The sequence below is a fragment of the Algoriphagus sp. genome (genome assembly GCF_030694375.1).
In the GTDB taxonomy this organism is placed as follows: domain Bacteria; phylum Bacteroidota; class Bacteroidia; order Cytophagales; family Cyclobacteriaceae; genus Algoriphagus.
Genome location: NZ_JAUXYL010000050.1, coordinates 1 through 9,084 on the forward strand (window position 1 = coordinate 1; position 9,084 = coordinate 9,084).

Consider the following 9,084-nt stretch of genomic DNA (forward strand, 5'->3'; position numbering starts at 1 on the left):
CTGGTTCACTCTGAATCCATTCTCGATATCCTGCTACTCGCTGTCCTGCTTCTCTCCCGATATTTCGATCGGGACTGGACTTGAATTCTTTGCGACTTACCGCCTTTGCGAGAAATCCTAACACCGCTCAATTTGGCGCAAGTTTTCAAACTTGTGCCTACGATACTGCAGTCTTCAGACTGCCTGCCGCTAGGTAGGTTTATCTACCGCAAGGTAGACTGCCTTGGTACTAAATTCTTTTCCCGACCAATTTTTAACTCCTCCTCGGCATCAACCACCGACTCCTCTCAATAATTTTGCGCCGAGGTGAATTGCTTTTCTTCCTTTTTTACTTATTTGTGCGTCACTTAAAAACAGTAATCTTTATAGAAAAAATCAGTACCTGACCTTAAATATTTGAATTATGAAAACATTCAATTTCTTCTTAATCTGTTTTGTTTTTATTTCTGCACACGCTATTGGACAATCAAATGATGAACAAGAAATCAGAAGATTAGAAAAACATTGGACAGCGTTGCTTGATAAGGGAGACACAACTTCATTGTTGAAAATATGGTCGAAGGACTACGTGGTAAACAATCCAAATGGTAAAATTGTGACAACCCAAGATATCATCGCATTGATGAATAGTGGACATATATTTCCCGCAGTTGAAAGAATTATTGAAAAAATCACTTTCAACCAAAACATTGCTATAGTAATGGGTAAGGAACTACAACAGCCATCAAATATGGTTACAAACCAAGACGAGTGGGTACCAAGGAGGTTCACCAATGTATGGATTAGGTCTGAAAATGGATGGCAAATGGCTGCGAGGCAGTCGTCAGAAGTAATTAGGGAATGACAGTGAAGCTAAGCACAAAGTAAATAAGGCGAACGCTCAACACGAGGCTATAAGCTATGGCCGGTGTTTCTGTGACGGTAACTTTTCTACTTTTCACTATTTTTATCCTGGGCGGATAAAGAAGTGGTTCTAAGATGGCCACAGATCATTGCCCAATAGGTTGGTGGCAATTTTAAAAAGACAGCGAATAAACAATGACAGAACAGTTTTTTACATTCACCGACAAAATTGTGAATTTCACAAAAGCTAATAAAGAACTATTGGCTACTGCATTGTCTTTTAGACAAGTAACTACAAAAACTGAACTCGTTTCGTATAACAAGCGGACAGATGAATTGTATTTCTTGCTCAAAGGTTGCCTTAGAAAATACTATGTAAAAGATGGAGAGCAAATAACAATTTACATAACAGCAGAAAATAGTTTTATCGGTGCTTTTGACAGTTTCGTTACAGGAACACCAAGCAAAGAAACCATTGAAACGCTTGAACCAACGGAACTGCTTGTTCTCAATAAAAAAGATTTGACCAGACTTTACAAAGAAATTCCGCTAATGAACGAGTTTGTGCGAAAAATCTTAGAGCAAACGCTAATTCAGTTTCAACAAGCATTGACATCGTTCATTTTAGACAGCCCCGAAGAACGATATACAAAATTACTTTCGCAAAATCCCCAAATCTTGCAACGAGTTCCGCAACATATGCTTGCCACCTATTTAGGAATTACAGCCACTTCACTGAGCCGTATCAGAAAAAGAATTTTAGAAAAATCATAGCTTTCTTTCTTGTCTTTTGTAAACGTTTTCCGCTTTTACCCTTGCCAACTTTGCTTCGTATCTCTTAAACAAGCAAAGTATGAAACAAGTATTTGTAACAGGTGGTTCGGGTTTTGTAGGACAAAATCTAATCCCAATGCTCATTGAAAACGGCTACAAAGTAAAGGCCTTGGCACGCTCAACGCAAGCCATTCAAAAAGTTGAACAGTTGGGAGCAATAGCCGTAAAAGGCGATTTGAACAATAAGCAAGCATTAGCAGTTGGCGTAAAAGATTGTGTTTCGGTATTTCATTTAGCGGCCTCGGTAGATTTTTTTGCTACTGAAAAAGACCTTAAAAAATTGCACGTTGAAGCAACCGAAGTTTTATTGGAAGTTGCAAAAAATGCTAACATAAAAAAGTTTGTTTACCTAAGTGCTGCCTCGGTAATTATGAATGGCAAACCAATCGTAAACGCTGATGAAACCTTTGTTTCCGACAACATTATTGACGGCTATTCACGAACAAAACTACAAGCCGAAAATTTAGTATTGAAAGCAAACAAAAATAACTTTCAAACCATTGCGGTAAGACCACCATTGGTTTGGGGTAAAGGCGACCCTAATACATTGATTGGTGTTATGGAAGCCACTAAAAAGGGAAGAATGCAATTTATTGATGAAGGCAAACACCGTTTAGTAACGTGTCACGTTACCAATGTCTGTCACGCCTTAATTTTAGCTGACCAATCAGTGCAAAACGGCAAAACTTATTTTATTACAGACGGTGAAACACCTGTTTTCAAAGACTTCATTAAAAAATATGTTGCTACGCAAGGCATAACCGTTCCCGACAAAGTTGTTTCGTTGGCAATGGCAAAACGTGTGGCGACTGTAATGGAATTTGTATGGAAAATATTTAAACTAAAAGGACACCCGCCAATTTACAATGGACTTGTAAATGTATTGGGTGTAGAGTTTATTACAGATGACAGCAAGGCAAGAAAAGAACTCGGCTATAAAACATTTGTAACAATTGAGCAAGGAATTGACCTAATGAGAAAATAAAACCCGATTGGCACCCGATTGGCGCAAGGTACTATCTTTCAAACTTGTGCCCCGATTGGCTCAAGTTTTCAAACTTGTATCTACGATAATGCAGTCTTCAGACTTGCCTGCCGCTAGGTAGGATTATCTACCGCAAGGTAGACTGCTTTCAATCTTCGCCGCCGTGAGTGCCCGTCCGCCGTGGAGGATCTCCACTCAGGGCTGAATCCACGCTCGATATCCTGCTACCCGCATTCCTGCTTCTTTCCCGATATTTCGATCGGGACTGGACTTGAATTCTTTGCGCCTTACCGCCTTTGCGAGAACTCCTAACACAGCTCAACTTGGCGCAAGTTTTCAAACTTGTGCCTATTTATATGAAGTCTGCAGATTGGTTTTTTTTAAACAGATTTAAAAATCATTCCGCCGCAACTCCCCCTTGGACCACAATTTTTATTGGGACGAGTCAGGCTTATCAAAAGGGGTAGGGGGATTTTTAAACTTCCATTGCGATGGTATCAACCCCCTTTTCCAAACCTGCCTTCTGCTACAGCTCTGGGAACATTGATCCCACATATTAACCCAGCTTTAAAAAGCTGGGCTATTAAAGGACCTGGCTTCAGCACTCAACAACATCACTCATCGGACACTTGTGCTGCGCGTAGTCAAAGCATGAGCCCTCCAACTCCCATACTTCCTATCCTCCCAACTCCCACCCAGTTATCAGAACAATACAAGTTTATCCCATAGAACGAAATGATCATGCGTTTTCATCCGGGACACTTGCTTTGGTTACAATTTCCTTGATAACCATGTCCAGTTGATCTGCCGATTTTTTCAGTGCTGTCAAAAACTCCCTTTTTGAGTTGTCACATAAGCTCTCATCTGTTTTCAAAATATCAGTCAATGCCAGAATATTAGCCAATGGTGCCCTCACTTTATGGGATTGTACCCATGCGATCTCTTTCAGGGCAAGATCTCGTTTTGAAATCTGTTGAAAGAAATCAAACTCCGAACTTACATCCCGAAGCGTCCCGATGATTTTTAGGTTATTGCTGCTTGATCCCTTTGTAAGTTTGATTGCATTTAGTGTCAGATTTTTGGTTTTTTCTTGGCTATAAGTGATTTCAAAATGAAGGATCATCGGGTTTCTATCATCCGAATCCTTCCATTGTATAAATTTTTCAAATTCTTCCCGAGATCGATTTTGGCTAAAATATTTTTTAAACCCTTCAAATGAAAAAACATCCAAGTTGGGATTGGAACCGAATATTTTGCGTTCCGAACCATTCCAGCTGATTCTTCCGCTTTCCGGTTCCAGTTCAAAAAACGACTCGTTTGAAGTCTTCAGAAAGTACTTGAAATATTCCTTAAAGGAGGACAGTTTTTGTTTGTACTCCAGCAATTCTTTTCCATCTGTTCCTATGAGAAGGTATAGGGCGGGATTTTTGTTTATTTCAATCTTCTGGATTACAGCCTTTGATGGGAGAAGTCCTTGATTTAAATCAAGGAAATTTAGCCGGTCAAGCCACATTTCTTCCTCCTTCTGTTCGATGGTTTGGTTTAGTCTCCTTTTGGACTCGGGAGTTAAAAAAGTTTCCAAATTGATAGATTTGGCGGAGGATTCGTTGAAAATCAAGCGATCCGCGTAGTCATTCTTTAAAATCACATTTAGATCTTTGTCAAAAAGGATAAAGAAGTTTGACATTTCCTTCATTACTTTTTCCAGGGGAATTAGCTCAAAGTAATTAAACAAATCTGCTTTCTTCATTCCGAAATACGTGCAAACGCTGAATACGGTCATCGTAGGAGAGGTAATGGCTAATTCAGCAACTCCAATCCAAGGAAACAAAACATGTGTGACAAATCCTGCGAGCACTGGAGGTATTATGCCGGCCAAAACCCACTTGACCTGGGTAACTCTTTTGGACTGACTTTTTTCGTGGTGATTCTCTTTCAAAAACTTCAGCATCAGTACCAATCCGAAAAATGCCTGAAAGGAAATCCATAATCTTTTAAAGATATCCGGTGAATCAGGCCTAACCGATGGAATACTCCCAAAAAAAGAATGCTCCGTAAATACCGTAGGTTGAGGGTAATTCAGGTATAATAAAAAAAAACAGAAGGTGATCCCATAATTCAAAATCTTAAATCTCCAGCTTTTCCCAAAAGGAAAATTCACCAGGTCGGAAATAAAATGAAGTAAAAATGAACCCACAAAAATCCACCCCATGCACAAAAAATCATCAATTAAGACCTTGACTTCTCGGGTTGAGGCGATTCGTAGAAGTACCTCCTCAAACTGCCAAAATATCAAGCAAAACAAAAGGAAAATAAATATAATTGTCCGTTGGTCCTTAGGCATCTTTATACCTATGATATAAAGCAATCCTACATTCAGAAACATTGGGATCAAGGCCAGAAGAACACTGATCAAATTAAAATCCATACCTGAGAATTTAAAAACAAGCTCTCATTTTTTTAGGTTACTTAAGCAAATGTTTCAAAAATACACTTTACTCGGTATTTTTTATTAATAGCCTTATCCGGGCTGTTCTGCTTTTCCACATTTGAAATATCGAACGATCTGCAGCAGGATTTTTATCCCAAATTACATCTCCCTTGCGATGGAATTAGGTATAATTTTCCATGCGGTCTTTCTGTGCCAGCGCAGCATCGTTCTTTTACTTTCACCCCGGGTTGGGTTGGTGAGCGCCTGTACTATGCAGCTTGTCTGCCAAGGCGGATAGTCGAAATGAAGTCGAACCATAGCCGAGGCCTTGCCCCGGCGCACAAGTATTCACGGTTTGACCCATTCAATGTCCAAATTCGAGAACCAACAGCAAACATCCCATACTTCTAACACCCCAACTTTTCAGCTAAACCTAAGCTAAACCGCCAAAAGCCGACTTTTTGCTTTTTCCCCCAATCCTGCCATCGACAGAGACTCCATCCCATACTGCTCCTTCAACTTCTGAAAATGCTGGATCAACTGACCCAATTCCTTCATACTTTGATCAGGGGCATTTCCGAAATTGTGGGGATGCCACCATAAATGATAGACTTCATTTTGCTTTGCGGCAAGCTCCATTTCCCTAAAAATCCTTCTTAAGCGAACGGAATTAAAGGGCGGGTTTAGTGGGTTTAAAGGTCTGAGAATCCGCGAAGCAGGAAGGATCAAAGGCTCATTGTCAAATTCCCTGATCTCATCAATTCCAAAAGATGATTTTTCTCCCACCTCGAAAAAACAATCCGCAGACCGAAATAGCTTTTTCTCGAAACTTTCATGTTGGGTCTCCTGCCAAAACCAGTTTTTGGGATTTCCCCGGACATAGTCATAGCCTTCTTCAAGGCAAATCCCCAGGTATAGCTCGTTAATGTGGTTTCGGGGAAATACCAGGGACTTCATCCTGATCCCAAATTTATCCTCGGCGATTTTTTGGGTGGCTCGGAGGTCTTGCCGAAATTGTTCCGGGCTTTGGCCCCGCATCAGCGTGTAATAATGGGCATAGGTATGCGAACCCAGTTCCTGAAAAGGTGTAGCTAAGATTTGGCCAATTAATTCCGGAGCAAAATGAACCTCCGGACGTATTCCGTTAAGCTTGGCCCATTCGTATGCCGATAGCTTTTTGTCCCGGTAGGAGGGAAGGTAAGTTGGGGAATAGAACTTCCATTCCTCTTCATTTTCGGCAAACAACATGCCTACAGTCGCCCAGGTTACCGAGATTTCATTGCTGCCAAAAAGCTCCAACATAGTAGGGATGATCTTTCGAGTATTCGAAAAATACTCCGGCTTGTACCGCGCACCAACCTTGTCAAATATTCCCCAAAGAAGTTCGAAGTCAAGGCTAATGGTAAATATTCCGGATTTCATTTTTGGCGAAAGAATAAAAAAGGGCAGTGGATGAATTATGCTTTCGAATAATAGTGATTCCTTGTTCGAGACGCAAATATTTCCATAATCCGAACTGAATGATTCAGCTGTTCCGATTTGCTCCGATTGACGCAAGTTTTCAAACTAGTGCCTATTTATATGAAGTCTGCAGATTGTTTTTTTTAAACAGATTTAAAGATCATTCCGCCGCAACTCCCCCTTGGACCACAATTTTTATTGGGACGAGTCGGGCTTATCAAAGGGGGTAGGGGGATTTTTCCACTTCCATTGCACTGGCATCAGCATCCATTTCCAAACCAACATCCTGCACTAGCTTGGAACTAGATCCCCACGAACCACTCTTTTTACCCGATGTGATCAAAAAAAACATTGATTGTTCTGCTTCTCCCGGGACTCTTGTTTTTGTGACAAATGCCCAACAGGGAGGGCGCGTAGGGCGGACGCAAAAGTGGGCCGGCGTTCGGCCTTGCGCGCGGAAGCTTTTTTGCGTCTTGATCTTTTGCCTGCCCGTCCGGAGGCGGGGTCCTTTTGGATCAAGCCAAATGGACGAAGAGAAAACTACCTTGGAAGGACCGAATGGCGCAAGTTTTCAAACTTGTGCCTACGGTAATGCAGTCTTCAGACAGCTTTCAATCTTCGCAGCCCAACTTGGCGCAAGTTTTCAAACTTGTGCCTACGATAATGCAGTCTTCAGACTTGCCTGCCGCTAGGTAGGTTTAGCTACAGATAGGTAGACTGCTTTCAATCTTCGCAGCCCTGAGTGCCCGTCTGCCGTGGAGGATCTCCACTCACGGCTTCCTTTAGCAATTTTTCAATCCCAGCCCGATGATGTAGCTCCTCTAAGGTCTAATGTTTACCGTCTTTATCTTCGTCAGCTCTTCCATGCCTCCAAACCTCCGAACTTCCGAACTCCCCAACTCCTAATCCTTTTTCAAAATCGTATAGCACATTAAACAATTATTACTTATTATTGTGTATCACACTATACATTTATGGAACATCTCTTTGAGCTATACAGAAGACTCTGGAATCGGACTTCCTTGGATTTTCAGCGAAGCTTGATTTCCGAAATAAAATGGGAAAACCGTCTAATCGGTATTACAGGGGCTAGAGGTGTTGGAAAAACGACCATGATCCTACAATATTTAAAGAGTCAGTTTGCTGTTTCGGATAATGCTGCGCTCTATGCCTCACTGGATCATATTTGGTTCTCATCGCACACGCTCTTGGAATTAGCTGATCAGTTTTCCAAATCAGGAGGGAAAGTTTTGGTTTTAGATGAAGTTCACAAATACGCAGGTTGGTCCCGGGAGCTGAAAAATATCTATGACTTTTATCCAGAACTGCAGGTAATATTCACTGGATCCTCCTTGCTGGAAATTCTCAATTCCGGAGCGGATTTAAGTAGAAGGGCTCTGATGTATTCTCTCAAAGGAATGTCATTTAGAGAATATGTCAATTTTGAAACCGGCAATACACTTCCTGCATTTTCTCTTAATGAGGTCTTGAATCAGCATGAAGAGATAGCAATTGAACTGGTTAATAAATTCAGACCCTACCAATTCTTTGGAAATTATTTGAAACATGGTTATTACCCCTTTTCAGGAGAATTTGGAGATCTCTATGATCAGCAATTAAGGGCCATTGTCAATTTGATTTTGGAGGTGGAATTACCCCAGCTGAGAAAATTTGATATTGGATATGTACCTAAGATCAAGCAACTACTTTCGATTATTGCTGATTCCGTGCCCTTCATTCCAAATGTCACCAAGATCAGTCAGAAAATCGGGATCAACCGGACTACCTTACTTACCTACTTTCACTACCTTGATGAAAGTAAATTGACTGCTAACCTTTACCAGTCAAATGAAGGTATTTCTTTACTTCAAAAGCCCGAAAAACTTTACCTGGAAAACACCAATTTGGCATTTGCACTCGGCAGAAATGTGGATATCGGGAATCTCAGAGAAACCTTTTTCTTAAATCAGGTTTCCTCCAAGCACTCAGTTACTTTACCTGAAAAAGGAGATTTCCTGATTGACAGAAAATCGAATATCGAAGTAGGTGGAATAGGTAAGGATCTACCTAAGAAAGAGCAGGCGTTTCATTTTGTCGCCGCTGACGGTATTGAAACTGGACTTGGATCAAAGATTCCCTTGTGGTTATTTGGTTTTTTGTATTAGCAAAAGAAAAAACTTCGCTGCCCTGAGTACCCCTCCGCCGTGGAGGATCTCCACTCAGGGCTGAATCCACGCTCAATATCCTGCTACTCGCTGTCCTGCTTCTTTCCCGATATTTCGATCGGGACTGGACTTGAATTCTTTGCGACTTACCGCCTTCGCGAGAACTCCTAACACCGCTCAACTTGGCGCAAGTTTTCAAACTTGTGCCTGCGATACTGCAGTCTTCAGACTTGCCTGCCGCTAGGTAGGTTTATCTACCACAAGGTAGACTGCTTTCAATCTGGATTCCAGATTCCCTTGAAGTCAATCCTGAAGTCCTGAAAATAGATTTTCTGCCTCCTAAATGCATGAATTCTTAATAATAA

7 protein-coding genes are annotated in these 9,084 nt (G+C 41.2%); 5 read left to right on the forward strand and 2 right to left on the reverse strand.

The genetic code is table 11. The features are described from left to right. The first annotated feature begins 403 nt into the window (after nt 1-403). The 3 genes from Q8M62_RS21275 to Q8M62_RS21285 all read left to right on the forward strand — a co-directional run bounded on the left by Q8M62_RS21275 (nt 404) and on the right by Q8M62_RS21285 (nt 2,662). A complete protein-coding gene (locus Q8M62_RS21275) occupies nt 404-844 on the forward strand; it encodes a nuclear transport factor 2 family protein (RefSeq protein ID WP_305352746.1) in 441 nt (146 codons plus the stop codon). Nucleotides 845-1,038: 194 nt separating this feature from the next. Beyond that, nucleotides 1,039-1,617: a Crp/Fnr family transcriptional regulator gene (locus Q8M62_RS21280; RefSeq protein ID WP_305352745.1), complete on the forward strand. Its 579-nt coding sequence runs from the start codon at nt 1,039-1,041 to the stop codon at nt 1,615-1,617. A gap of 79 nt (nt 1,618-1,696) precedes the next feature. Further along, nucleotides 1,697-2,662 (forward strand): NAD-dependent epimerase/dehydratase family protein, encoded by a 966-nt coding sequence (locus Q8M62_RS21285; protein ID WP_305668246.1) that lies wholly within the window; start codon nt 1,697-1,699, stop codon nt 2,660-2,662. 739 nt (nt 2,663-3,401) lie between these two features. Here the strand turns inward: Q8M62_RS21285 and Q8M62_RS21290 are convergent. Together Q8M62_RS21290 and Q8M62_RS21295 are read right to left on the reverse strand one after the other, a co-directional pair. Next, entirely contained in the window at nt 3,402-5,090 is a 1,689-nt protein-coding gene (locus tag Q8M62_RS21290) for a hypothetical protein (protein ID WP_304902627.1), read from the reverse strand. 441 nt (nt 5,091-5,531) lie between these two features. Then, the gene (locus tag Q8M62_RS21295) at nt 5,532-6,515 is read right to left on the reverse strand and encodes a polysaccharide deacetylase family protein (RefSeq protein WP_304902628.1); all 984 of its coding nucleotides are present in this window, start codon (nt 6,513-6,515) and stop codon (nt 5,532-5,534) included. A gap of 563 nt (nt 6,516-7,078) precedes the next feature. Between Q8M62_RS21295 and Q8M62_RS21300 the strand changes: the two genes are divergently transcribed. Together Q8M62_RS21300 and Q8M62_RS21305 are read left to right on the forward strand one after the other, a co-directional pair. Beyond that, a complete protein-coding gene (locus tag Q8M62_RS21300) occupies nt 7,079-7,246 on the forward strand; it encodes a hypothetical protein (RefSeq protein ID WP_305668247.1) in 168 nt (55 codons plus the stop codon). 282 nt (nt 7,247-7,528) lie between these two features. Further along, nucleotides 7,529-8,719 carry an ATP-binding protein gene (locus tag Q8M62_RS21305; RefSeq protein WP_304902630.1) on the forward strand — a complete coding sequence of 397 codons (1,191 nt, stop codon included), beginning with the start codon at nt 7,529-7,531 and terminating at the stop codon, nt 8,717-8,719. Nucleotides 8,720-9,084 lie beyond the last annotated feature (365 nt).